This is a genomic window from Sphingomonas sp. dw_22 (assembly GCF_018449795.1).
Classification (GTDB): Bacteria; Pseudomonadota; Alphaproteobacteria; order Sphingomonadales; family Sphingomonadaceae; genus Sphingomonas.
In genome coordinates, this window is record NZ_JAAVVE010000015.1 from 20,238 (window position 1) to 42,774 (window position 22,537).

Consider the following 22,537-nt stretch of genomic DNA (forward strand, 5'->3'; position numbering starts at 1 on the left):
CTAGTGCTGCGCCTCGTCGCGCCGCCGGGCTTCCTCGCGCCGGGCGATTTCCGCCGCGTTGACGGATTCGGTCGATTCCGTGCTGGGAGCAACGCCCAGTTCGGCGAGCGGCTCATCCTTCTTGTCGAGTGCACCCGGAGACGCGCCGTCGGAGAGATTCGCCACCACCATCGCATTCGACGCGCCGATCGCGGAGACCGGCTGCTCGCGATTGGCGGAGGAGAAGACAACGCTCACCACCGCGATCAGCACCAACACGATCCCTAGACCGGTCATGCCGACGCGAATTCTCTGCATCGCCTGGGCAGAGTCTTGGTGCGATCCCGACTTCATACCTGTGGCATAAATGTAACGGGTTATCCCGCCCGTGTCGAGCGACAGGCTCAGCCCTGCCCGAGCCAGGGCAGGACGGGCAGTCCCTTGGCCTTCAGCCACTCGCCATTGTAGAGCGTCGAGAGATAGCGGAAGCCGGTATCGGCGAGGATCGTCGCGATCCGCTTGCCCGGCCCAAGCTCCCGCGCGAGCCGTACCGCGCCCGCCACGTTGATGCCCGAGGACAGCCCCAGGCACAGCCCCTCCTCGGCCAGCAGCCGGCGGACCCATTCCATCCCTTCCTCATCGGAGATGCGGAACTGGGTGTCGACCGGCGCGCCTTCCAGATTGGCGGTGATCCGCCCCTGCCCGATACCCTCGGCCACCGACGAGCCTTCGGACTTCAGCTCGCCATGCGCATAATATTCGTACAGCGCCGCGCCATAGGGGTCGCTGAGCGCGATGCAGACCTTCTCGTCCTTGGACTTGAGGCCCAGTCCGACGCCGGCGAACGTGCCGCCGGTGCCCGCCGCGCAGGTGAAGCCGTCGATCCGGCCATCCATCTGCGCCCAGATCTCCTCGGCGGTGCCGACGATATGCGCGCGGCGATTGGCGATATTGTCGAACTGGTTGGCCCAGATCGCGTTGGGCGTCTCCTCGGCGATGCGGCGCGAGGTGTGGACGAAATGGCCGGGGTTCGAATAGGGCGCGGCCGGCACCAGCACCAGCTCGGCGCCCAGCGCGCGCAGCGTGTCCATCTTCTCGCGCGATTGGGTCTCGGGCATGACGATGATCGTCTTGTAACCCTTGGCATTGCCGACCAGCGCCAGGCCGATGCCGGTATTGCCCGCCGTCCCTTCCACGATCGTCCCGCCGGGCTGGATCGCGCCGCGCTCCTCGGCATCCTGGACGATGAACAGCGCCGCGCGGTCCTTCACCGAAGCGCCGGGATTAGCGAACTCGCACTTGCCGAAGATGTCGCAGCCGCTGGCCTCGCTAGGGCCTTTCAGGCGCACCATCGGCGTATTGCCAATGAGCGCCAGCGTGTCGGGGGTCGCATGCATGGCCGCTAGATAGGGGCGCAACCGCGCTCGCCGCAAGCAAGCGCTGATGCGCCGATGCGAAGATCGCGTTGCGTGCTTTATGGAAACGCTATGCCGGCGCGCGCAATTCCTCTCGAAGCTTTACGCGCGGCTCCCCTAATTCCGTTCTCCGACGCAATCTGGAGAAGCAAGGCGTGACACCGCATTTCAGCCTGGCCGGCCTGTTCCGACCGGCGCACACCGCGGACGATTCCGACGACCCCGGGCAAGGCCCCAGCCACGCCCAGATCGCCTCCCGCCTCGCCGAATGGCGGCATCGGGGGCATCGCTCGATCCGCATCCTCGATCTCGCCTGCGGCCGCGGGGACCGGCTGCTGCGCGCCGCCGCCCGGGCACGCGAGCTCGGCTTCGTCTCGATCGAAGCACGCGGCGTCGATCCCTCCCCCGGCCATGTCCGCCATGCCCGACACCGCGCCGAGAGCGAGGCGCATCCCAGCACCAGCATCGTCTTCGAAATCGGCGAACCGATCGCCGCGCTCGCCGCCGAGCATGACGGCGCCGCGGATCTCGTCCTGCTGTCCGAGCCCCGCCCCTATCCGTGCAGCCCGCTGGGCACGGCGCTCGACCGGGTGTGCGCCGGCTTCGTCCTCAGCGCGCCCTGACGATCCCGGCCCGCGCCAGATGCGGCCCCAGCCTTCCGCCGAGCCACAGGAAGAACATGCGATAGTCCGAGAAGAGCGACCAGAGCGGATAGGTGAAGGTCGCCGGCCGGTTCTTCTCCACGCCGAAATGCGCGCCCCAGGCAAAGCCATAGCCGGCGATCGGCAGCAATGCCCACCACCAGCCGCCCGATCGGATCGCGACGATCAGGAACACGAAGGTCAGCGCGGTGCCGATATAGTGGAGCGTGCGGGTGGCGGGCCGCGCATGCTCGCGCAGGTAATAGGGCCAGAAGTCGCGGTATCGCGTGATCGTGCGCGCCATGTAGGGAGGCTACACCCGCCTTCCGCTCCCTTGCAAGCCATGGTATAAAGCCTGCGCCAGGAGGTAGAAATGGGCGCGCAACTCAACATCAAGGATGCCGATACCATTCGCCTTGCCCGCGAGCTCGCCGATGCCACTGGCCAACCCGTGACCAAGGCGATCAAGGCCGCGCTCGAGCAGGAACTGGCGCGCCGCGAGGAGGAAATCCAGGCGAGGATCGCGCGGGTCAACGCCATCGTCGCCGAGTTCCAGCGCAACATGCCCGAGGAGTGGCGCGGCAAGACTTCCAAGGAGATCATGGACGAGATCTACGAGGACGGCCTCCCGAAATGATCGTCGATACCTCGGCGATCATGGCGATATTGATAGACGAGCCCGAAAGGCCGGCGTTCGTCGAAAAATTGGCCCGCGCCTCCGTCCGTCAGGTTTCGGCGGGCTCGTGGATCGAGCTGTCCGCCGTCCAGGTTCGCGGCAATCGCGACTATCAACAGGCACTCGACGTGCTGGCGGCGGAATTCAGCCTTGCGATCGCGCCGGTCACAGTCGAGCAGGCCCGGATCGGCCATGAGGCGTATCGCAAGTTCGGCATGGGTTCGGGCCACTCCGCCCGCCTGAATTTCGGCGACTGCTTCGCCTATGCGCTCGCCAGGGCGACCGGGCAGCCCTTGCTCTACAAGGGCGACGATTTCGCGCGGACCGACATCATCGCCGCTTGAAGATGCGCAAGCATAGCTTCCCGCCCGTCGTGGACCCCGACGTCCGCCTGCTCGTGCTGGGCAGCCTGCCCGGCGAGCGCTCGCTGGCCGAGCAGCGCTATTATGCGCATCCGCAGAACCAGTTCTGGCGGCTGATCTCGCCAGCTGCCGGGCGCGACCTGGCCTCGCTGCCCTATGACGACCGCCTCGCCGCCTTGCTCGGCGCGCATATCGGGCTGTGGGACGTGGTCGCCAGCGCGACGCGGCCGGGCAGCACCGACGCCGCGATCCGCGACATCGAAGGGCATAACATCGCCGCGCTCGCCGCCACCCTGCCCCGGTTGCGCGCGATCGCCTTCAACGGCGGCACCGCGCTGCGCCACGGACTGAAGCAGCTCGGCCCCGCGGGCGCGCGCTACGCAATCGTCGCCTTGCCCTCGAGCAGCCCGCTCCACACGATCGGCCTCACCGCCAAGCTGCCCGCCTGGGAAGCGCTGCGTGCGCATTTGACGGGCTGAATCCCTATTCCCACCCGCCGAGTAGGTTTTCCTTGCCGGCTCCGCCACAATCATGCCACAATTACGGCTAGATTAAGGCAGGAGAGAATGCAATGCGCGTCAAGTTCCTGATTTCAAGTGCGATTGTTTCGGTCACCCTCGCCGGATGCAGCGCCGAACCGGGCAGTTCAAGCACCTCGAGCCGCTCCCCCAGCTATGAAATGTCCCTTCCCGAGGAGATGGCGGCGCTGCCGCCCGAAAGCGCCGAGAAGTACAAGGCGAACGACATCTCCCCCGTCCGGGCCGTGGCGGACGCGCCCGTCTCCACCTTCGCGGTCGATGTCGATACCGCAGCCTATGCCAATGTCCGCCGCTTCCTGAACCAGGGCCAGTTTCCCCCGAAGGACGCCGTCCGCGCCGAGGAGCTCGTCAATTATTTCCGCTATGATTATCCGCTGCCGGGCGATCGCGGCGCGCCGTTCAGCATCACCACCGACGTCGCGCAGACGCCGTGGAACCCGGACACCCGCCTGCTTCGCGTCGGGCTTCGCGGCTATGACCTCGCCCGCAGCGCACGTCCGCCCGCGAACCTCGTCTTCCTGATCGACGTCTCGGGATCGATGGACGAGCCCGACAAGCTGCCGCTGGTCAAATCGGCGCTGGCAATGCTCGCCGGGAATCTGCGGCCGCAGGACAGCGTCTCGATCGTCGTCTATGCCGGCGCCGCGGGTCTGGTGCTGCCGCCGACCAGCGATCCGCGACAGATCAAGGCCGCGCTCGACGATCTCCAGGCCGGCGGATCGACCGCGGGCGGCGAAGGCATCCAGCTCGCTTATGCCACCGCGCGCGCCACGTTCCGGCCCGAGGGGATCAACCGCGTGATCCTGGCCACCGATGGCGACTTCAATATCGGCATCACCGACCAGAAGGAGCTCGAGGAGCTGATCGAGCGGAACCGCGACGACGGCATCACCCTCACCACGCTCGGCTTCGGCCAGGGCAATCTCAACGATGCGATGATGGAGTCGGTCGCCGACAAGGGGAACGGCAACTACGCCTATATCGACAGCGCATCCGAAGCGCGGAAAGTGCTGGACGAGGAGCTTTCCTCCACGCTCTTCACCATCGCCAAGGACGTGAAGGTCCAGGTCGAGTTCAATCCGGCCGAGGTCAGCCAATATCGCCTGATCGGCTATGAGAATCGCGCGCTGAAGGAAGAGGATTTCGCCAACGACAAGGTCGATGCGGGCGAGATCGGCGCGGGGCATCAAGTGACCGCGCTCTACGAGATCGTCCCCGCGGGCACCAAGGGCTGGCTGCCCGAGCGCCGCTATGCCGGCAACCAGCGTGGCGGCGCCCTTCCCGATGCCGCCGCCGGCGAGCTCGCCACGGTCAAGCTGCGCTACAAGCTGCCGAACGGCGACACGTCGCGCCTCATCGAGCGCCCGGTCGCGGCGTCGCTGCTGCGCGCGGCCCCCTTGCCGAGCGGCGACCTGGCATTCGCGGTCTCGGTCGCCGGCTTCGCGCAGAAGCCGCGCGGCGACACGCTGCTCGGCGACTGGAGCTATGCCGACATCCGCCGCCTGGCGGGCACGCAATGGGGCTTCGGCAGCCAGAGCCAGTGGCGCCGGGAGTTCCTGGACCTGGTCGATCTAGCCCAATCCCGCAGCCGCCCCGCCCGAACCGCGAATGCGGAAACGCGGCCGCTTTAAGGAGCGCCGATATGCCCCCCAAAATATCGGCGGAACGATACGCCTCAGCCGCCGGCGCTGCCGTTCTCAGGCGCCGCGCTGGCGTTGCCTGGCTCCGCGTCGTTCTCGCCGGCCGGCTTCGGCCACGCGCATCCGGTCAAGGTGCGGGCGCCGATCTTCACTTCCGCGGTGAGCGGCGCGTCCTTTTCCCCGCATGCGGCGCGCGTCAGGGTGATCGTCACCGGCGCGCCCTCGGGCGTCTGGGTGGGGAAGACCGCGCGATCGGCATCAACCCGGGGCGAGACCGGATAGAAATCGGTGAGGGTTCCCCCTGCCCCGGCGCGATCGGCATAGGTGATGCTCCCTGGCGCGATCTCGATCGCCCAGAAGGGCGCGGCGCCGCTTGCCCGCACCGGCTGCGACAGGTCGACGCTGCCCAGCATCGGCCCCTTGCGCAGCACCGGCGCCGTGGCGTTCGCGGCATTTTCCACGCTCTCATCGGAACCGCATCCGGCGAGCAGCAGCGGCATGGCCAGCAACAGGAAGCGCATCATCGGTTTCTCCAGCATGTGCCGAATCCCTGCGCATCTCGGCCGGTCCGGTCAAGCGTCCCGAATCGGGGCGAAAGATTCGATCCGCCTGCCCCAAAAAAATCATGCCCGGACGTATCGGGGACATGCGGCTATTCCACTGGGCGCCCCGTGGGGCAGCGATCCGCGCAATATGTGGAAATTCACGCTGCGCCGCACAAATATTGTGTGACTTTATATCCGGAATCGCTTGACGATTCTTGCGACTCAAGGAAAAGCAACTTTCGCTATGAAGAACCCCTCCCCCATCGCCTTTGCCGCCGCCGCGCTCCTCTCGCTGGCGGCTTGTGAAAACAAGCCCGAGGAAGTCGACAGCCGCGCGCCCGATCCCATGGCGGAAGCGCTGAAGAACGCGCCGAAGGTCGAGCTGCCGCCCGCCGTCGCGGCGAGCAAGACGCTGCGCTGCGGCGACAACAGCCTGATCTATGTCGAATTCTTCCAGGGCGACAAGCAGGTCACCGTCCGCACCGAGAAGGGCGGCACCGTGACCATGCTCAAGGCGCCGAACGCCGGCGAGCCCTATGTCGCCGATGGCGGCTACAAGCTGACCGGCACGCCCAAGAGCGTCGAAGTCACGCTGCCGGGCAAGGGCTCCAAGACCTGCCACACCTGATACTGGGCAAAAGGCCGTAATTCCGGGTCCGGCGGGCATTCCCGCCGGACCTTTTTCATGCCAGCTAGGGACCGCGGAGGAGCGAATCGAGTGCCGACGATCGCGGTCTACAGTCTGAAGGGCGGCGTCGGTAAGACGACGCTGGCGGTCAATCTGGCCTGGGTTTCCGCCGTCAAGTCCGCGCGCACCACGCTGCTCTGGGATCTCGATCCCCAGGCGGCGTCCACCTTCCTGCTCGGCGGCGACGGCGCTTCCCGGCACAAGGCGCAGGCGATCTTCTCCAAGGATGTCGCCGCAGCCAAGCTGGTCCAGCCGACCGAGACGCCCCGGCTCGACCTGATTGCCGCCGACACTTCGCTGCGCGGGCTCGACCAGCTCTTCCACGACCTCGACAAGAAGAAGCGGCTGGGCAATCTGCTCGGCGACCTCGCTGCGACCTATGACCGCATCCTGCTCGATTGCCCGCCGGGCCTGACCGAGACGAGCGAGCAGGTGATGCGCGCCGCGGACCTGATCGTGGTGCCCGTCGTCCCCTCGCCGCTTTCGGAGCGCGCGTTCGAGGAAGTGGCCGCGCATCTGAAGGGCAAGACGCCGCTGATGCCGGTCCATTCGATGGTCGATCGCCGCCGCAAGCTCCATGCCGAGGCGCTGGCCCGCAATCCCGACTGGCCGGTCGTCCCCGCCGCGAGCGTGATCGAGGCCGTCGCCGCGCGGCGCCAGGCCGTGGGCGCCTTCGCGCCGCGCACCGCGAGCGCCCAGGCCTTCGCCAATCTGTGGCAGGCGATCGAACGCCGGCTGGCCACCAAGCGTTAAGGACGATGTGACGCACCATATCCGCCAGGAACAGGATCTCGACCCGGACCTGGTTCTGCGCGCCTATGCGATGGGCGTCTTCCCGATGGCCGATCACCGCATCGCCGCCAGCGTCTATTGGGTGGAGCCCAAGCTGCGCGGGATATTGCCGCTGGACGACTTCCACCTCTCGCGCTCGCTGAAGAAAACGATCCTTTCCGACCGCTTCCGCGTGACCGTCGACACTGCATTCGAAGCGATCATCCGGCTATGCGCGGAGAGTGCCGAGGACCGGCCCGATACCTGGATCAGCGGCCCGATCGAGCGCGTCTTCATCGAGCTGCACCGCCGCGGCTTCGCCCATTCGATCGAATGCTGGGACGGCGACCGGCTGGCCGGCGGGCTCTACGGGCTGGCGCTGGGCCCCGCCTTTTTCGGCGAATCGATGGTGACGCGGGTGCGCGACGCATCGAAGGTCGCCTTCGCGCATCTTGTCGCGCGGCTGAAGGCGGGCGGCTTCACCCTGCTCGATTGCCAGTTCCAGACCGAGCATCTCGCCACGCTCGGCGCGGTCGAGATTCCGCGCGACGATTATATCGCGTTGCTGGGCGCGGCGCTCGGGGAGACTTCGGCGGGGCTCTCGCTGGGCGCGCCTTCGGTGGACGGCGACTTCTTCTCGATCGACCGGTTGCCTTCCGAGGGCGACGTGGCGGGCACCGTATCCGGGCCGCTGTCCCGGAAAGTCATCTCGCAGCTCTTGGGCCACACATCGTAGATCGGGTGCTGGACGACATTGAGCGCCGGGCGTTCCTTGTAGAGCCAGCCCGAGAAGACGCGGCGATAGTTCTTGTCCGGCTGCTGCACGTCGAGCTGGACGAAGGCGCCGGTGAGCTGATCGGTTTCCCAGGGCGCGGTGCGCTCGCAGGCGCGCAGCCGCACGATCACATCGTCGATGCGCGCCGCCTGGCCGGGCTTCAGCTTGAACTCGCGCGCCTCGCCGTTGCGCTTGTTGAGGATGCCGAGCACGGCGACGCGCTCCTGCATCGGAGTCGCCGCGGCGTCGATCGCGCTGCCGTCAGGTCCGATGGCCACCGCTTCCGCACCCGTGCGATTGCCGGACGGGTCGCTGGTGACGACGATGTCGCCGCTCGCATTCCCGCCCGCCTGGGGCTGGTTGCCGCCGGAACATGCGCCCAGGCCGAGCAGCAGCGCTGCCGCTGCGTGTCCGGCACGAAAGGTCATGCGTCGGGCGCCCAGGCCTCGTAATCGCCGGTGGCGCGGGCGCGGTGCCCGCCGACTTCGAGCGCGCCGGGCGGACGATAGGCGAGTTCGCTGCCGGTGTGGTTCGGCTCCCAGGGCTTTTCCCAGGCACGCGGTGCGGGCAGCGCCTGATCGGGCGCTTCCTCGATCTGGTGGTGCAGCCAGCTGAACCATTCGGGGGCGACTCGGCTCGCGTCGTTCGAGCCCTTGTAGATCACCCAGCGGCGCGCGATCCCGTTCGGATCGGTGCCGCCCTCATAATAGAGGTTGCCGAGCGAATCCTCGCCCACCCTGCTCTTGCCGCGAAGGCCCATCCAGGTTCCGAAGGTGGCGCCTTCCCACCAGGTGAAGATCGACTTGAGGATTCCCATGCGCGCCCCTTAGCGTGACCGGGCGGGCGGAGGCAATTCGATTCCTGCCTGGAGCGACAGGCGATCCGCCGTGTTCCTGCGCCTCCCCGCCGTTGAAGTCAGGACGACGGCCGCCAAAACTCAACCGTCACCCCGGCCGAAGTGCCGGGGTCCACCGGGAGGCCGGGTGAGCCGCTTTGAGCCGTGAGGGGCTCGCTCACGGATGGGTGGACCCCGGCACAAGGCCGGGGTGACAAAGGAGAGAGTATCGGCGTCATCAGTCTGAAAGCCGATCCGCGCCCGACTCAGGCTATTCCCCGCCCTGCCCCGCCCAGCTTACCTTGTCGCCGGGCGCGATGCCCAGTTCGGCGGCCCTTCCGCCGTTGATCTCCAGCACGGCGCCCACCGGCTCGCCCGATTTCACCGGCGTCTCCGAATAGGGCACGGCATTGTCCGCGATCCGGGCGATCGTGCCGTCGGGGCGGATGAAGATGATGTCGAGCGGGCTCGGCGTGTTCTTCATCCAGAAGCTCGCCTCGCGCGGGGGGCCGCCGTCTCCGGGATAGGGCGTGAAGATCATGCCGCCGTCCGCCGGGATATGGGTGCGGTACATCAGCCCGCGCTCCTGCTGCTCCGGCGTGCGCGCGACTTCGACGCTGAACTGCCTGGGGCCCGCGCCGGTCTGGATCGTGAGGGGAATCCTGGCCGCGGCCTGCATGCCGGCGGCATTGGCGCCGGGATCGCTCTTGCACGCACCGGACACGAGCAGCGCCGCGGCGACAAGCGCCGCGCCGAACCTACGCTTTACCATCATCGACTCAATCGGTCCTTTCGACCGCCACGGCAAGCGGCCCACGTTCGCCCGCGACGATGCGTGCGCGGAGCGGCTGGCCGGGTTCGACCTCCTCGATCTCGGCGCGCCGCAGCGTCTCCATATGGACGAATATATCGGCGGTGTCGCTGTCGCGCACCAGGAATCCATAACCTTTCAGCCGATTGAACCATTTGACCGAGACGGGCTCATAGGGGCCGGCCTCCTCGATCATCCGGAGCCGCTCCGCACGCTCGGCAGGCCGCTTGGGCGGCTCGATCGCCTGGCTGAGATCGATCGAGCGGATCTCGCGCGCCTGGAGCCCGCGCTGGCGCTGCACCGCCACGCATTCGACCCGCGCACCCTCCGGAAGGCTGCGCCGGCCATGCTCCTGCAGCACGGTGAAGTGGATCAATATGTCCCCGGCCCCGGCATCGTCCGCGACGAGGAAACCGAAGCCCCGAGTAACGTCGAACCATTTGACGACGCCGGAATAAATCTGCGCCTCGTCGGCGCCTTCGGCCTCGAAGGGCGCGGCATCCTCCGCGGCCATCGCGTAATGATTCGTCGCAAGCTGTTGCTCAGCACGCATTTTGTTATCCCCCAAGCCGTCAACATTAACACAGCATTGCCGAAAAGGGGAATTGGTTTGTGAAGGTTCGGGCCGGCCCTAGTCCCGGTCCGGGGCAAGCAATGCCTCGACGCTTTCGCCCGGCGCCATCCGGACGATCTTCCGGGCGAGATCAAGGGCATGGCCGGCGCGGAGCATCGCCGCGAGCTGCTTTTCCCGGAGCGGGCGGTCGGCGATTTCGTGCGAGAATGGACCGATCCGCCGCCTCCGGGCGAAGGCGACCGCGCTCGCCTCCGCATCGGCCTCGATGGCCGGGGCGATCGCCTCCGCATCCTCGCTTTCGATCCCCGCATGGCGCAGCGCCTGGCCGATGCGGCGCGCGCCCAGCCCGCGCCTGCCCATCGCCCCGGCGCGCGCCTCGGCAAAGGCGCGGTCGTCGACATAACCCAGCTCCGCCATCCGCCCGGCCAGCGCCTCCGTGTCCGGCGGATCGTCGCCGGCCCAGCCACGCTCGCGGATCTTGCGCTTCAGATAATCGGACAATCGGGTGCGCGTGGTGGCGAACCGCTCGACATAACGCAGCGCGAGACGCTCGACATCGGAGGGCTGCAACGGGGGCCTGGGGCGCTGGGGTCGGGACATGCGCCATGATTGTGCCACAGTGGCAACCGATTTTGAACGACAGTGCGTAGCAGAGCCGGTCGCTAAATCGATGCGTTGTGGGGGCACAACGGCCTGTTATCTCACAGGGGCACGAGAAAAGAATGGTTTTGGAAGACACGGGATCGCTCGAGAGAAACGCGGAGACGGGAATGCCCGCTCCGACGCCCACCGACGACAGGCTGCCACGCCGGCTCGCTGATTTCGCGACGCTTGGCGAGGCGCTGGATTATGCCGCCCGGGGCGTTCGCGGGCTCAATTTCCATGATGCGCGCGGCAATCTGGTCCGCCCCTATCCCTTTTCCGAGCTGCGCGAGGACGCGCTGGTCCAGGCGCGCCGGCTGATCGCCGCGGGCGTGAAGCCGCAGGAGCGCGTCGCGCTGGTCGCCGAGACGGGCATCGAATTCGCCTCGCTGTTCTTCGGCGTGGTCTATGCCGGCGCCTGGCCGGTGCCGCTGCCGCTGCCCACCTCCTTCGGCGGCGCGCAAAGCTATATCGACCAGCTCCGCGTCCAGCTCGACAGCTGCGATCCCGTCATGCTGATCTACCCGCCCGAAATCGGCGCGATGTGCGCCGAGGCCGCACGCATATCCGGCGTGGCGGGCGTGGACTGGGCCGAGTTCGGCCAGCGCGCAGCGCCCGAGGCGGAGCTGCCCGAGGCGAAGACCGGCGACATCGCCTATCTGCAATATTCGAGCGGCTCGACGCGCTTCCCGCACGGCGTCGCGATTACCCACAATGCGCTGCTCAACAATCTGGCGGCGCACAGCCATGGCATGAACGTCACCGACGGTGATCGCTGCGTCTCGTGGCTGCCCTGGTATCACGACATGGGGCTGGTGGGCTGCTTCCTGTCGATCGTCGCCAACCAGGTCTCGACCGATTATCTGAAGACCGAGGATTTCGCGCGGCGTCCGCTGGCGTGGCTCGACCTCATCAGCCGCAATCCCGGCAACACCCTCTCCTATTCGCCGACCTTCGGCTACGATATCTGCGCGCGCCGCATGTCGAGCCAGACCAAGGCGAGCGACCGCTTCGACCTGTCGCGCTGGCGCGTGGCGGGCAACGGCGCCGACATGATCCGCCCGGACGTGATGCAGTCGTTCGTCGACGCCTTCGCCGATGCCGGCTTCAAGGCTTCGGCCTTCCTGCCCAGCTATGGCCTGGCCGAGGCGACGCTGGCGGTGTCGATCATGCCGCCGGGCGAAGGCATCATCGTCGAGCTGGTCGAGGAGACCCAGCTTTCGGGCGGCGTTTCCCGCGCCGATCGCCCCCAGCGCTTCCGCGCCATCGTCAATTGCGGCGTCCCCGCACGCGACATGAAGATCGAGATCCGCGAGGAAGACGGCACCCCGCTCCCCGACAAGGCGATCGGCAAGGTGTGGTGCAAGGGGCCGTCGGTGATGGTCGGCTATTTCCGCGACCAAGAAGCGACCGACGCCTGCCTGGTCGACGGGTGGCTCGATACCGGCGACATGGGCTATATGTCGGACGGCTATATCTACATCGTCGGCCGCGCCAAGGACATGATCATCATCAACGGCCGCAACCACTGGCCGCAGGATATCGAATGGGCGGTCGAGCAGCTTCCCGGCTTCAAGCAGGGCGACATCGCCGCCTTCGCGATCACCACGCCGGGCGGCGAGGAGACGCCGGCGGTGCTCGTCCAGTGCCGCACTTCCGATGAGAAGGAGCGCCTGCGCCTGCGCGACGAGATCCGCGAGCGCGTCCGTTCGGTCACCGGCATGAACTGCGTGGTCGAGCTCGTGCCGCCGCGCACGCTGCCGCGCACCAGCTCGGGCAAGCTCAGCCGCGCCAAGGCGCGCAACCTCTACCTGAACGGCGAGATCAAGCCCTACGCCCTGGCGGCGTAGGCCGGGTCTGCGTTCGCCCCGAGAGAATAATAGCCGCTAAACCCCGCCGTCACCCCGGCCGAAGTGCCGGGGTCCACTCCTCCGCGAGCGAGCCCCTCGCGCCTCCAGCGGCTCTCCCAGCATCCCGGTGGACCCCGGCACTTCGGCCGGGGTGACGAAAGCCAGGCTCGCCCCGGGGTAGAAGCTCGCTGTGCCGGGCAACGGACGCGACGAACCGCCAAAAAACGCTTCATTCCGGCGGCGAATCTAACCTCTCGCTAACCACCGCTCGGCTATCCGAAGTGGGTGACCAGCCAGACGACTTCGCAATTTGCCAAGCCGCGCATCGACGTGCGAGCCCTGCTCGGGCTGCACGATCCTGCGGATACGACCGATTGGGGGCCGATCCGCGCCGCCCAGCTTCATGCCGGCAGCCAGCTCGCGCTGTTCATGCTCGCCGCCAATGTCGTCGGCGCGGCGCTCCTCACGCTGATCCTCGCGCCGCTCATCCCCCTCTGGCAGCTGGCGAGCTGGGGCGCGCTGGTCGCCGCGGTCGCCACCTTCGTCGTCTTCCGCCGCCTGTCGAAGCGCCACCGCAACGCGGTCACCGCGACGCTCCACGATGTCCGCGCCACCGTGATCGACGGCATCGCGCTGGGCGCGGTCTGGTCGATCGCCCCGCTCGCCTTCGGCCACGCCGCCGATGCCGATGCCGCGCTCGGTCTGTGGATCGTGCTTTCGCTGCTGATGACCGCCTCGGCCGTCGCCATGGCGGCGCTGCCGCTCGCCACGATCACCTTCGTCTCGATCATCGGCGCGGCGATCACCGCGACGCTGCTGCTCATCGCCTCGCCGGTGCTCGCCGCCGCCGCCGCCCTGTTCACCGTGCTGCTCGCCATGACCACGTTCGGCCGCGGCAAGGCGCTGGTGGTGATCCGCGCCGGCGAGATCGCGCTCGCCGAGCGTGACGAGACGGTGAGCCTGCTGCTGCGCGAGTTCGAGGATTCGGGCTCGGACTGGCTGTGGGAGATCGATGCGCAGCGCCGCGTCGCCCGCGCCAATCCCCGCTTCGCCCTGTCGCTCGGGGTCGATCCCAAGACGATCAACGGCATGCCCTTCCTCCAGGTGCTCGCCGGGCCGACCTGGGAGGACGGCAATTTCGCCGCCGGCTTGCGCGAGCTCGCCGAGAAGCTGAAGGGCCGCGAGCCCTTCCGCGACCTGCTGCTCCCGGTCTTCGTCGAGAATGAGGAGCGCTGGTGGGAAATGTCCGCCAGCCCGCGCTTCGACGAGCGCGGTGTGTTCATCGGCTTCCGCGGCGTCGGCTCGGACGTCACCGAACAGCGCCGCTCGACCGACAAGATCAACAAGATGGCGCGGTTCGACACGCTCACCGGCCTGCCCAACCGGCTGCTCATCAACGAGGCGCTGGGCAAGGCGATGGCGGATGCCGACAAATGGTCGTCGCGCTGCGCCTTCATGATGATCGATCTCGATCGCTTCAAGGCGGTCAACGATACGCTCGGCCATCCGATCGGCGACCGGCTGCTCGGCCGCGTGTCCGAACGGCTCAAGCATCTGATGACCGATAACGAGATGATCGGCCGCCTAGGCGGCGACGAGTTCGCCGTCGTCGTCCGCGACGCCGGCGACACCGCGCGCGTCGAGCAACTGGCGCAGACGATCATCGAGAAGCTCTCCGCCCCCTATGAGGTGGACCAGCACACGCTTTACATCGGCGCCTCGGTCGGCCTCGCCATGGGGCCGCGCGACGGGCGCACCGCGGAGATGCTGATCCGCTCCGCCGATCTCGCCCTCTATCGCTCGAAGGATGCCGGCGGCGGATCGTTCCACGCCTATGAGCCCCAGCTCCACCTCGCCGCCGAGGAACGTCGCGTGCTGGAGATCGCGCTGCGCAGCGCGGTCGAGAATGGCGAGATGCACCTTAACTACCAGCCGGTGGTGGATGCCCGCACCGGCAGCCTGACCGGCTTCGAGGCGCTGCTGCGCTGGACCCATCCGACACTGGGCAACATCTCCCCCGCCAAGTTCGTGCCGCTGGCCGAGGAGGCGCGGCTGATCGCCCCGATCGGCGAATGGGTGCTGCGCACCGCCTGCGCCGAGGCCGCGACCTGGGACATGCCGGTGCGCATCGCCGTGAACGTCAGCCCCGATCAACTCCACAATCCGGCCTTTGTCGGCGTCGTCGCCAATGCGCTGGCCCAGTCGGGCCTGTCGGCCGACCGGTTGGAGCTCGAAGTCACCGAAAGCGTGTTCATGCGTGAGGGCACGGCGGCGATCCAGGTGCTTGAAAAGATCCTCGATCTGGGCATCCGGCTGAGCCTCGACGATTTCGGCACCGGCTATTCGTCGCTCGGCTATCTCGCGCGCACGCGCTTCTCGTCGATCAAGATCGATCGCAGCTTCGTCCAGGGCGCGTCCAAGGGCCGCAAGGAGCCGATCGCGATCATCCGCGCCGTCGTCGCGCTCGCCGGCAGCCTCGGCATGGCCACCACCGCCGAGGGGGTGGAGACCGAGGAGGAGCATCTGATGGTCCAGGAGCTCGGCTGCACCAAGGTCCAGGGCTATTATTTCGGGCGGCCGCTGCCGGTCCAGGAGGCTCGGGGGCTCGCCACGCATCGCGGGGGCGGCAGCGTCGCCGCCTGACCTTCGCATCTGCGATGCACGGCTGCGAAACGAGATCCCGCGTCCGGCCCGTCCACGGCCGGATACCCTGACATCGCCGGGATTTCAGCTGCTTCCCGCAAGCTCCTGAAACCAGGCAATTATGCTGCGACGCAGCAATTTCCGACCGCTTTCCAGCTCCCTGGGCCGCCCGAAAACCGCGACGAACCGCCCTTCCCTTACGGAACATCGACCCTTTGCGAGGCGTCTGGCCAACTGCGCAGAGGGTTAATTTTTGTAAAGGGAGGCGTATATGCTCCGTCAGACCATTGCTCTCGCATCGGCTTTCACTGCGCCAGTATCGCTTATGCCGGGAGCCGCCCAGGCCCAGAGCCATTTCACCGCCGCCGACATGACGATCACGCCCGGGCCGGGCGGCTCGGTCTCCACGGCCTTCGGCCAGACCGGCATCGTCGCCGGCATGTTCGAGCATGTCTATCAGTTCGTGCTGCCGACGAACGGGCTGGCCAGCGGCTCGGTCTCCACCCGCGCCGCGATTTTCGAAGGAACCGGCGATCTCGACCTGATTTCGGTGGTCTTCAACGGCATCCCGCTCGGCGGGCGGACGGACCCCCGCAACGAAGCGGTGTTCGCCGATCTCGTGCCGGTTACGGCGGACGCAGTGAACCGGATCGTCATCAGCGGCCTCTCGCGCGGCAACGGCGCCTATGCCGGCCAGGGTAGTTTCGCGCCGCTCGCGGTGCCCGAGCCGGCGGCATGGGCGATGCTGATCGGCGGTTTCGGCTTTGCCGGGCTCAGCCTGCGCCGCCATCGCGCGCAGCGGCGGGCGGCGCTGGCCTGATCCCCGAACGGGACGGCGAGGCGACGGGCAGCCGCGCATAATCGCGGCCTTCGTCGCGCTACGCTCTTGCCCCCCGTTTCGGCGCACGCTACAGCCGCCAACCGCACAGGGGCGTAGCTCAGCTGGTTAGAGCGTCGGTCTCCAAAACCGAAGGCCCTCGGTTCGAATCCGAGCGCCCCTGCCATCTGCCGTGCGAGGCGCCTGCCCGCTATTTTCGGGGAAACGCATGTTTCGGGCCTTGTACGACTGGGTTCTGCGCATGGCGCATCACCGCCACGCGCTCCGCGTGCTTGCCGCGGTCTCCTTCGCCGAGAGCAGCTTCTTCCCGATCCCGCCCGACGCGATGGTCGTCCCGATGGTCATCGCCCGGCGCGACCAGGCGTATCTGATCGCCACCGTCTGCACCGTCGCCTCGGTCCTGGGCGCCCTTCTGGGCTATGCGATCGGCTATTTCCTGCTCGAGAGCGTCGGCCAGTGGCTCATCAGCCTCTACCACATGCAGGACAAGATCGCGCAGTTCCAGACGATGTACGGCGAATATGGCGCCGCGATCATCCTGCTGAAGGGCCTGACGCCGATCCCGTTCAAGCTCGTCACGATCGCCAGCGGCGTCGCGCATTTCAACTTCCCGCTGTTCGTGATCCTGTGCACCATCACCCGCGGCGCGCGCTTCTTCATCATCGCCGCGCTGCTCAAGCGCTTCGGCGAGCCCGTCCAGGCCTTCATCGAGAAGCGGCTCAGCCTGTTCGCCTGGCTGTTCCTGGCGCTCATCGTCGGGGGTTTCGTCGCGGTCGCCTATCTCTGAGCTTTGTTTGCGGGGAAAGCGGCACCGGCCTCGACGCTTGCGTCGAACGAATATCGACGCTAGATACGGTCCCCAATCCGACAGCGTGGTTAGGGAAGCGCCGGTTCCTCTGGGAGGACCGGGCAGCGGACCCATGCCCCGAAGTCGGTGACCGTTTTTTTGAGCGAGGAATGCCCAGGTGGCGCGAACCAGTCCGATCGAATTCATGCGCCAAGTGCGCCAGGAGACGTCGAAGATCGTGTGGCCATCGCGCCGCGAGACGATCATGACCGGCGTCATGGTGATGATCATGACGACGCTGCTCGGCGTCTTCTTCGTCGCGATCGACACCGGCTTCGACTTCATCGTCAACAGCCTCCTGCGCCTCGCCGCGTAACAAGGGACCACACATGTCGCGCTGGTACATCATCCACGCCTATTCGGGCTTCGAGGGCAAGGTTCGCGATCAGATCATGGCCGATGCCACGCGCATGGGCCTGGATCGCTTCGTCGAATCGGTCGAAGTCCCCACCGAGACCGTGACGGAAGTCCGCCGCGGCAAGAAGATCCAGTCCGAGCGGAAGTTCTTCCCCGGCTATGTCCTCGCCAAGCTGGACATGAACGACGACGTCTATCATCTGGTGAAGAACACGCCGAAGGTGACCGGCTTCCTGGGATCGATGGGCAAGCCCCAGGCGATCACCGAGGCCGAGGCCGCGCGCATCCTCAACACCAAGGAGGAGGCCGCCGCCGCGCCGAAGCACAAGGTCAGCGTCGATTACGACATCGGCGACACGGTCAAGGTCACCTCGGGCAATTTCGCGACCTTCTCGGGCGTGGTCGAGGAACTCGATTTCGACAAGAGCCGCGTCAAGGTCTCGATCTCGATCTTCGGCCGCGCGACTCCGCTGGAGTTGGGCTTCGAGGACGTCGAGCGGATCAAGTAACGCCGCGCTGCGTCGCACTTATTCGGAAAAGGAAAGGCCGGGGCGAAAGCTCCGGCCTTTTCCGTTGGAACCGGGCCTGCGCCAGCCGCGGACGATTAGGTTAACCGGCGCTTGTGGCGTATGAGGCAGCCCGCTGCGGTGTTTGCAGCCGCAGGAGAGAGACCGTCGAAACCCGCCTCATGATCGCCTACGCCCTGATCGTACTGATGGTCATCGCCGCAATTACGCTTTTGCTGTTCATCCGCCGTAATTCCTATGCGCAGAAGACCGCGCGCGACCGAAAGCGGGATCAGGCGAGACGCGAAGAGCAGATTCTCAAAAAATAATTGCTGATGGCTGCGGTGAAATCCGCGAATCGCCGTCCCTTGATATGATAGCAGATTTATCGGCACGCGGCCGGGAACTGTGCTATGCTGCCGCATCACCTGATTCTATCAGAGCAACTTGTGACTGAGAGACATCGTGCTCTCGCTCCCACGGGAGTATGTCATGGACATCAATTATTTCCTCAAGCGGCAGCAGATCTCGCTCATGCGGGCGAAATCGGCGCGCAGCGTGGAAGCACGTCTCGCCCATGAGGGCCTGGCCAGCGGCTATGCGAACCAACTGCGCCGGATAGCCTTTCCCGGCCTCAATGGCGGCGCCGAACCGATCCGGGGATAAGCCCGCGGCGAGACGCCCCGAATTCCACTCGTTTTTGAATGCCGGGCCGCCATCTCCGGCGGCCTCCCACAACAAGGATCCCAGAATGCCGAGAACCCCCGTCCGTCCCTATCTCATCCTCAAGGACGAAGGGGGCGTTTTCCGTATCACCGTCAGATCCACGCGCTACAATTCGCAGGGCTATCCCCTGGTATCGTCGGAACTGCTCGAGGACGGCTTCCCCACCCAGACCGCGGCGCGCAAATTCGTCCGCGAGCAATATAAGGGCGAGGCTGTCGATATCGCCACGAAGTGAGCGAAGCGCGCGGAAGGGGGACGGATATCCCCCTTTCCGCGGAAAGCCTATTTCCGGGCCTTGCGCGCGGCATAGCGCGCGTCGCGCTCGGCCTTCCTGTCGGCATCGCTGCGAACCGGGGCGACCTCGGCGGCTTCGGCCGCCTGCCGTGCCTCGACTTCACGCGCCGCAGCCAATGCGTCCTGCTTGGCCTGCTGCGCTTCGGCGTGCCTGATCCGCCGCGCCTCGGCCTCAGCCGCCTCACGCTCCAGCCGCGCCGCCTTGCGCGCCGCCAGCTCGGCCTCGCTCGCACCGGGCTTGGCGCGAAGCTGGTCCAGCGCCTTCTGCTTGGCCTGGCGCGAGAGCGCCGTGCGCTCGTTGAAATCGGGGGCGCGATACGAAGTCATGGAGAGGGCGGTGCTTTCTGATGCTGATTGGTAGAAATACGAATGGGGCGGACATGGCTTCTGCCACATCCGCCCCGCTTCAACGATAGGGTAACTGAATCAGACGGCCTGGAGATTCACCGCCGAGGACTTGCCCCGCTGGTCGTTCTCGACGTCGTAGGAGACGCGCTGGTCGGCCGTCAGCGTCGTCATGCCGGCGCGTTCCACCGCGCTGATATGAACGAAGCTGTCATTGCCGCCGCTCTCGGGCGAAATGAAGCCGTAGCCCTTGTCGATATTGAAGAATTTCACTTTGCCGATGGTCATAGGATGTTCCTTTCACAAAACATGAGGTGTCCTGGCGCGATTGCGCTCGGAGCCAAGAAGCGTGAAATGGAAGTTTATGCCCAAGAGCGTAATTTCCGTCGCAGGCGACGATAGCATTACCGATATGGAGCACTGCACCTATAATGCAATGAATATTCGGCATTATTGCGAAATTATCCGCAATTATTGGAAATGCATCTCCGCATCGGAAAATCCGCGATCGGGATTTTCACTGAACGACAGATCCTCGGCGTGTGGCGACTCGGCGGACAGCTCCATCGAATTCTCATTCATGGCCTGCCGTCGGAGCATCCGCCGCTCGCGCCCTTCGGCCAGTACCGCCTCCTTGCCCCATGCCGCCGCAGCGAGCTTCGCCACGCCTCGCACATTGGACAGGGTAGATCCTGCGGCAACCGCATGTTGGCGCGCTTCCTGCGCACGGCACAAAATGGATGAGGGTCGCATGGGCTTTACCTTTCGAACGGAACGATGAGCGATCGTCCGGCGCGCCGGCATATGTGGCCGGCTCCTGTTCTAATCTGCCCGCCCCACCCGCCAGGGCAGGCCCGGCAGGCGTATCATGTGGCGGCCGCACCGGACGCATTTGCTGGCGAAATGCCCGCGATCCCAATGGTTGCTGGCAGGATCGGCGACATGGGTGCCGAACAACCGGTGAAGGAGGTCAGGCATGCGCGGCGGCGTCGATCTGCGGGGGCGACGCTTCGACTCTCGGAGTCATTTCGGCTTCCTCCTGTTTCGCCAGTCGGCCGGGGCCGCCGGGAATGACGCCTCAATCGACGCTTCGCTGCTTCCAAGGCTCACGGGTGATGGCGCCGTTGAGAACGCGGGCGCCATAGGCACGCGCGACCACCGCCGCATCGTCCGCGTTCATGAAGACGACGCGCGTTCCGCGGGGCTGCAAGGGCTCGATCGCGCTGATCGCCGCATTGTGCTTGGCCGACATGGCAATGACCGCGTCGACCGGCGCATCGATGTTCACCGCGCGCGACATGGCAACTCCTGCGCCACGGCCGGAACGTTCCGATCGACCACGTCGAACAGCGAGAGAATGCGTCGTCCGCTATCCGGCAGAGAAGCCGCGAGTGCCAAACGCCGCGAAGAAGGAATTTCGAAGGATCGAGACATATACGGCTCCGCAAGAGCGGGAGCACAAAGCATCTCTCAGCCGCGCCCTGCCCAAGAAGAAGCGGCGCGATACATAGGATATAGGAAGCCGCGCGGATTCCGCCACCTTCGAAGACGAATTGATTCGAACGAGCCCCGACCGCATCTGCCCATGAAGGATTGCAACCAGGGGCGGTTTCCGCTATCGGCGCGCGCTTCCAACGCTAAAGCAATGGAAACCCCTGCGGGAGGGCGCCCTTTGAACCGGCGCCCGTCTGGACCGCTAAACTTGATCGGGGCGTCCCCAGCGGCGCCTCCTGAAAGAGAGTGACATGGCAAAGAAGATTACCGGCTATATCAAGCTGCAGGTGCCCGCGGGCGCCGCGAACCCCTCGCCGCCGATCGGCCCTGCTTTGGGTCAGCGCGGCGTGAACATCATGGAATTCTGCAAGGCGTTCAACGCGTCGACCGGCGACCAGGAGAAGGGCACCCCCCTCCCCACCGTCATCACCGTCTATGCGGACCGCTCCTTCTCGTTCGAGACCAAGACGCCGCCGGCGACCTATCTGCTCAAGAAGGCCGCCAACCTGAAGTCGGGCTCGAAGGAGCCGGGCAAGGTTTCCGCGGGCACCATCAAGCGCTCGGCCGTCCAGGCGGTTGCCGAGGCGAAGATGAAGGACTTGAACGCAAACGACATCGAGGCGGCCACCAAGATCATCGAGGGCTCGGCCCGCGCGATGGGCCTCCAGGTCGTGGAGGGCTAAAGACATGGCAAAGCTGACCAAGAAGCAGAAGACCTGGACGATCGACGCCGAGAAGCTGCACGGCGTGGACGAGGCAATCGCGCTGGTGCGCGCCAACGCCACCTCGAAGTTCGACGAGACCGTCGAGGTCGCGCTCAACCTGGGTGTCGATCCGCGTCACGCGGACCAGATGGTGCGCGGCGTCGTCACCCTGCCCAAGGGCACCGGCAAGACCGTCCGCGTCGGCGTGTTCGCTCGCGGCGCCAAGGCCGACGAAGCCACTGCCGCCGGTGCGGACGTGGTGGGCGCCGAGGATCTGATGGAAGCCATCCAGGGCGGCAAGATCGATTTCGATCGCTGCATCGCCACGCCGGACATGATGGGCCTGGTGGGCCGCCTGGGCAAGATCCTGGGTCCGAAGGGCATGATGCCGAACCCGAAGCTGGGCACCGTGACGATGAACGTCGCCGAAGCGGTGAAGGCCGCCAAGGGCGGTCAGGTCGAGTACCGCGTCGAGAAGGCCGGCATCATCCATTCCGGCATCGGCAAGGTCTCCTTCCCGGCCGAAGACCTCCGCGCGAATTTCGACGCGCTGGTCGATGCGGTGGTCAAGGCCAAGCCGGCCGGCGCCAAGGGCAAGTATCTCCGCAAGGTGGCGCTGTCCTCGTCGATGGGCCCGGGCGTGAAGGTGGACACGGCGGAAGTCGCCGCGGCGTAAGCTTTCCGCTTTTGACGGAATTCAGGGGCCGGGGAGCGATGCTTCCCGGCCCCTTTTTCGTGTCCCCGAAAATCCTCCCCGAGCTTGTCTCGGGGAGGGGGACCGCTCGCAGAGCGGTGGAGGGGCCGGCCGAAGGCCGGGGGACGGCGCGGCAAGGGACAACGGCGACTTCGCCGCCGCCCCTCCACCATGCTGCGCATGGTCCCCCTCCCCCAGCGAGCTGGGGGAGGATTTGTCCTAACACACGGGATGGATTGACTCTCGCGCATATCCCGCTATGTGCGCGCCTTCGCTTGTCCGGTTCGCCGGACTTGCGTTCCGTCCGAGACAGCGAGTGACCGGGATCTGCCGGTCTTAATCTCTC

At 66.4% G+C, this 22,537-nt stretch carries 32 protein-coding genes, 1 tRNA gene and 1 pseudogene; 20 read left to right on the forward strand and 14 right to left on the reverse strand.

Annotated features, from left to right (window positions below; genetic code table 11):
- Both HB724_RS09010 and HB724_RS09015 read right to left on the reverse strand, forming a co-directional pair.
- Positions 1–333: a hypothetical protein gene (locus HB724_RS09010; RefSeq protein ID WP_213980592.1), complete on the reverse strand. Its 333-nt coding sequence runs from the start codon at positions 331–333 to the stop codon at positions 1–3.
- Between the two features lie 50 nt (positions 334–383).
- A complete protein-coding gene (locus tag HB724_RS09015) occupies positions 384–1,376 on the reverse strand; it encodes a cysteine synthase A (protein ID WP_213980593.1) in 993 nt (330 codons plus the stop codon).
- 173 nt (positions 1,377–1,549) lie between these two features.
- On the opposite strand from HB724_RS09015, the gene HB724_RS09020 reads away from it, so the two are divergent.
- A complete protein-coding gene (locus tag HB724_RS09020; protein WP_213980594.1) occupies positions 1,550–2,017 on the forward strand; it encodes a class I SAM-dependent methyltransferase in 468 nt (155 codons plus the stop codon).
- Here the strand turns inward: HB724_RS09020 and HB724_RS09025 are convergent.
- Positions 2,004–2,339, reverse strand: coding sequence for a DUF962 domain-containing protein (locus tag HB724_RS09025; protein WP_213980595.1), 336 nt, complete (start codon positions 2,337–2,339; stop codon positions 2,004–2,006). The two genes, HB724_RS09020 and HB724_RS09025, sit on opposite strands and share 14 nt — an antisense overlap.
- Before the next feature lie 69 nt (positions 2,340–2,408).
- Here HB724_RS09025 and HB724_RS09030 point away from each other — a divergent pair, with 69 nt between their 5' ends.
- The 4 genes from HB724_RS09030 to HB724_RS09045 all read left to right on the forward strand — a co-directional run bounded on the left by HB724_RS09030 (position 2,409) and on the right by HB724_RS09045 (position 5,243).
- Complete coding sequence (locus tag HB724_RS09030) at positions 2,409–2,672, forward strand: type II toxin-antitoxin system VapB family antitoxin (RefSeq protein WP_213980596.1); 264 nt, start codon at positions 2,409–2,411, stop codon at positions 2,670–2,672.
- Positions 2,669–3,055, forward strand: a complete 387-nt coding sequence (locus tag HB724_RS09035; RefSeq protein ID WP_213980597.1) for a type II toxin-antitoxin system VapC family toxin — start codon at positions 2,669–2,671, stop codon at positions 3,053–3,055. The genes HB724_RS09030 and HB724_RS09035 overlap by 4 nt, the downstream gene beginning before the upstream one ends.
- Positions 3,056–3,057: 2 nt before the next feature.
- The gene (locus tag HB724_RS09040) at positions 3,058–3,552 is read left to right on the forward strand and encodes a DNA-deoxyinosine glycosylase (RefSeq protein ID WP_256731421.1); all 495 of its coding nucleotides are present in this window, start codon (positions 3,058–3,060) and stop codon (positions 3,550–3,552) included.
- Positions 3,553–3,752: 200 nt separating this feature from the next.
- Positions 3,753–5,243, forward strand: a complete 1,491-nt coding sequence (locus HB724_RS09045; RefSeq protein ID WP_256731410.1) for a VWA domain-containing protein — start codon at positions 3,753–3,755, stop codon at positions 5,241–5,243.
- Positions 5,244–5,287: 44 nt separating this feature from the next.
- On the opposite strand, the gene HB724_RS09050 is transcribed toward HB724_RS09045, so the two are convergent.
- The gene (locus HB724_RS09050; RefSeq protein ID WP_213980600.1) at positions 5,288–5,791 is read right to left on the reverse strand and encodes a hypothetical protein; all 504 of its coding nucleotides are present in this window, start codon (positions 5,789–5,791) and stop codon (positions 5,288–5,290) included.
- 250 nt (positions 5,792–6,041) lie between these two features.
- On the opposite strand from HB724_RS09050, the gene HB724_RS09055 reads away from it, so the two are divergent.
- The 3 genes from HB724_RS09055 to aat all read left to right on the forward strand — a co-directional run bounded on the left by HB724_RS09055 (position 6,042) and on the right by aat (position 7,992).
- The gene (locus HB724_RS09055) at positions 6,042–6,425 is read left to right on the forward strand and encodes a hypothetical protein (RefSeq protein ID WP_213980601.1); all 384 of its coding nucleotides are present in this window, start codon (positions 6,042–6,044) and stop codon (positions 6,423–6,425) included.
- A 90-nt stretch (positions 6,426–6,515) separates the two neighbouring features.
- On the forward strand, positions 6,516–7,238 hold the full coding sequence (locus HB724_RS09060; RefSeq protein ID WP_346344702.1) for a ParA family protein: 723 nt from the start codon (positions 6,516–6,518) through the stop codon (positions 7,236–7,238).
- Positions 7,239–7,245: 7 nt separating this feature from the next.
- Complete coding sequence (gene aat, locus HB724_RS09065) at positions 7,246–7,992, forward strand: leucyl/phenylalanyl-tRNA--protein transferase (protein ID WP_213980603.1); 747 nt, start codon at positions 7,246–7,248, stop codon at positions 7,990–7,992.
- Positions 7,993–8,027: 35 nt separating this feature from the next.
- On the opposite strand, the pseudogene HB724_RS20715 reads toward aat, so the two are convergent.
- The 5 genes and pseudogenes from HB724_RS20715 to HB724_RS09090 form a co-directional block, all read right to left on the reverse strand.
- Positions 8,028–8,459 (reverse strand): annotated as a pseudogene (locus HB724_RS20715) (DUF2155 domain-containing protein); the annotation flags it as partial.
- A complete protein-coding gene (locus tag HB724_RS09075) occupies positions 8,456–8,848 on the reverse strand; it encodes an NADH:ubiquinone oxidoreductase subunit NDUFA12 (protein WP_213980604.1) in 393 nt (130 codons plus the stop codon). The pseudogene HB724_RS20715 and the gene HB724_RS09075, both read right to left, overlap by 4 nt.
- Positions 8,849–9,137: 289 nt before the next feature.
- Positions 9,138–9,638, reverse strand: a complete 501-nt coding sequence (locus tag HB724_RS09080) for a DUF192 domain-containing protein (RefSeq protein ID WP_213980605.1) — start codon at positions 9,636–9,638, stop codon at positions 9,138–9,140.
- Positions 9,639–9,645: 7 nt separating this feature from the next.
- Positions 9,646–10,230: a cold shock protein gene (locus tag HB724_RS09085; RefSeq protein WP_213980606.1), complete on the reverse strand. Its 585-nt coding sequence runs from the start codon at positions 10,228–10,230 to the stop codon at positions 9,646–9,648.
- A 78-nt stretch (positions 10,231–10,308) separates the two neighbouring features.
- A complete protein-coding gene (locus tag HB724_RS09090; protein WP_213980607.1) occupies positions 10,309–10,851 on the reverse strand; it encodes a RecX family transcriptional regulator in 543 nt (180 codons plus the stop codon).
- A gap of 122 nt (positions 10,852–10,973) precedes the next feature.
- On the opposite strand from HB724_RS09090, the gene HB724_RS09095 reads away from it, so the two are divergent.
- From HB724_RS09095 to HB724_RS09140, 10 genes are all read left to right on the forward strand, one after another.
- Positions 10,974–12,743: a fatty acyl-AMP ligase gene (locus HB724_RS09095; protein ID WP_213980608.1), complete on the forward strand. Its 1,770-nt coding sequence runs from the start codon at positions 10,974–10,976 to the stop codon at positions 12,741–12,743.
- A gap of 285 nt (positions 12,744–13,028) precedes the next feature.
- Positions 13,029–15,386 (forward strand): EAL domain-containing protein, encoded by a 2,358-nt coding sequence (locus tag HB724_RS09100; RefSeq protein ID WP_213980609.1) that lies wholly within the window; start codon positions 13,029–13,031, stop codon positions 15,384–15,386.
- Positions 15,387–15,711: 325 nt separating this feature from the next.
- The gene (locus HB724_RS09105) at positions 15,712–16,206 is read left to right on the forward strand and encodes an FxDxF family PEP-CTERM protein (RefSeq protein ID WP_256731411.1); all 495 of its coding nucleotides are present in this window, start codon (positions 15,712–15,714) and stop codon (positions 16,204–16,206) included.
- Positions 16,207–16,313: 107 nt separating this feature from the next.
- A tRNA-Trp gene (locus HB724_RS09110) sits at positions 16,314–16,390 on the forward strand.
- 54 nt (positions 16,391–16,444) lie between these two features.
- The gene (locus tag HB724_RS09115; protein ID WP_256731412.1) at positions 16,445–17,011 is read left to right on the forward strand and encodes a YqaA family protein; all 567 of its coding nucleotides are present in this window, start codon (positions 16,445–16,447) and stop codon (positions 17,009–17,011) included.
- Positions 17,012–17,189: 178 nt separating this feature from the next.
- Positions 17,190–17,387 (forward strand): preprotein translocase subunit SecE, encoded by a 198-nt coding sequence (gene secE, locus HB724_RS09120; RefSeq protein WP_213980612.1) that lies wholly within the window; start codon positions 17,190–17,192, stop codon positions 17,385–17,387.
- 13 nt (positions 17,388–17,400) lie between these two features.
- Complete coding sequence (gene nusG, locus HB724_RS09125; RefSeq protein ID WP_213980613.1) at positions 17,401–17,937, forward strand: transcription termination/antitermination protein NusG; 537 nt, start codon at positions 17,401–17,403, stop codon at positions 17,935–17,937.
- Between the two features lie 179 nt (positions 17,938–18,116).
- Positions 18,117–18,263 (forward strand): hypothetical protein, encoded by a 147-nt coding sequence (locus HB724_RS09130; RefSeq protein ID WP_213980614.1) that lies wholly within the window; start codon positions 18,117–18,119, stop codon positions 18,261–18,263.
- 163 nt (positions 18,264–18,426) lie between these two features.
- Positions 18,427–18,600: a hypothetical protein gene (locus HB724_RS09135; RefSeq protein WP_213980615.1), complete on the forward strand. Its 174-nt coding sequence runs from the start codon at positions 18,427–18,429 to the stop codon at positions 18,598–18,600.
- Positions 18,601–18,685: 85 nt separating this feature from the next.
- A complete protein-coding gene (locus HB724_RS09140) occupies positions 18,686–18,895 on the forward strand; it encodes a hypothetical protein (protein ID WP_213980616.1) in 210 nt (69 codons plus the stop codon).
- A gap of 47 nt (positions 18,896–18,942) precedes the next feature.
- On the opposite strand, the gene HB724_RS09145 is transcribed toward HB724_RS09140, so the two are convergent.
- The 5 genes from HB724_RS09145 to HB724_RS09165 form a co-directional block, all read right to left on the reverse strand.
- Positions 18,943–19,281 (reverse strand): DUF6481 family protein, encoded by a 339-nt coding sequence (locus tag HB724_RS09145; RefSeq protein ID WP_213980617.1) that lies wholly within the window; start codon positions 19,279–19,281, stop codon positions 18,943–18,945.
- Between the two features lie 99 nt (positions 19,282–19,380).
- Positions 19,381–19,587 carry a cold-shock protein gene (locus HB724_RS09150; protein WP_213980618.1) on the reverse strand — a complete coding sequence of 69 codons (207 nt, stop codon included), beginning with the start codon at positions 19,585–19,587 and terminating at the stop codon, positions 19,381–19,383.
- Between the two features lie 183 nt (positions 19,588–19,770).
- A complete protein-coding gene (locus HB724_RS09155) occupies positions 19,771–19,965 on the reverse strand; it encodes a hypothetical protein (protein WP_256731413.1) in 195 nt (64 codons plus the stop codon).
- A gap of 156 nt (positions 19,966–20,121) precedes the next feature.
- Entirely contained in the window at positions 20,122–20,277 is a 156-nt protein-coding gene (locus HB724_RS09160; RefSeq protein ID WP_213980620.1) for a hypothetical protein, read from the reverse strand.
- A 100-nt stretch (positions 20,278–20,377) separates the two neighbouring features.
- Positions 20,378–20,599, reverse strand: a complete 222-nt coding sequence (locus HB724_RS09165; RefSeq protein ID WP_213980621.1) for a hypothetical protein — start codon at positions 20,597–20,599, stop codon at positions 20,378–20,380.
- A 445-nt stretch (positions 20,600–21,044) separates the two neighbouring features.
- Here HB724_RS09165 and rplK point away from each other — a divergent pair, with 445 nt between their 5' ends.
- Positions 21,045–21,476, forward strand: a complete 432-nt coding sequence (gene rplK / locus HB724_RS09170) for a 50S ribosomal protein L11 (protein ID WP_213980622.1) — start codon at positions 21,045–21,047, stop codon at positions 21,474–21,476.
- A gap of 4 nt (positions 21,477–21,480) precedes the next feature.
- Positions 21,481–22,173: a 50S ribosomal protein L1 gene (gene rplA, locus HB724_RS09175; RefSeq protein ID WP_213980623.1), complete on the forward strand. Its 693-nt coding sequence runs from the start codon at positions 21,481–21,483 to the stop codon at positions 22,171–22,173.
- Positions 22,174–22,537: the final 364 nt, after the last annotated feature.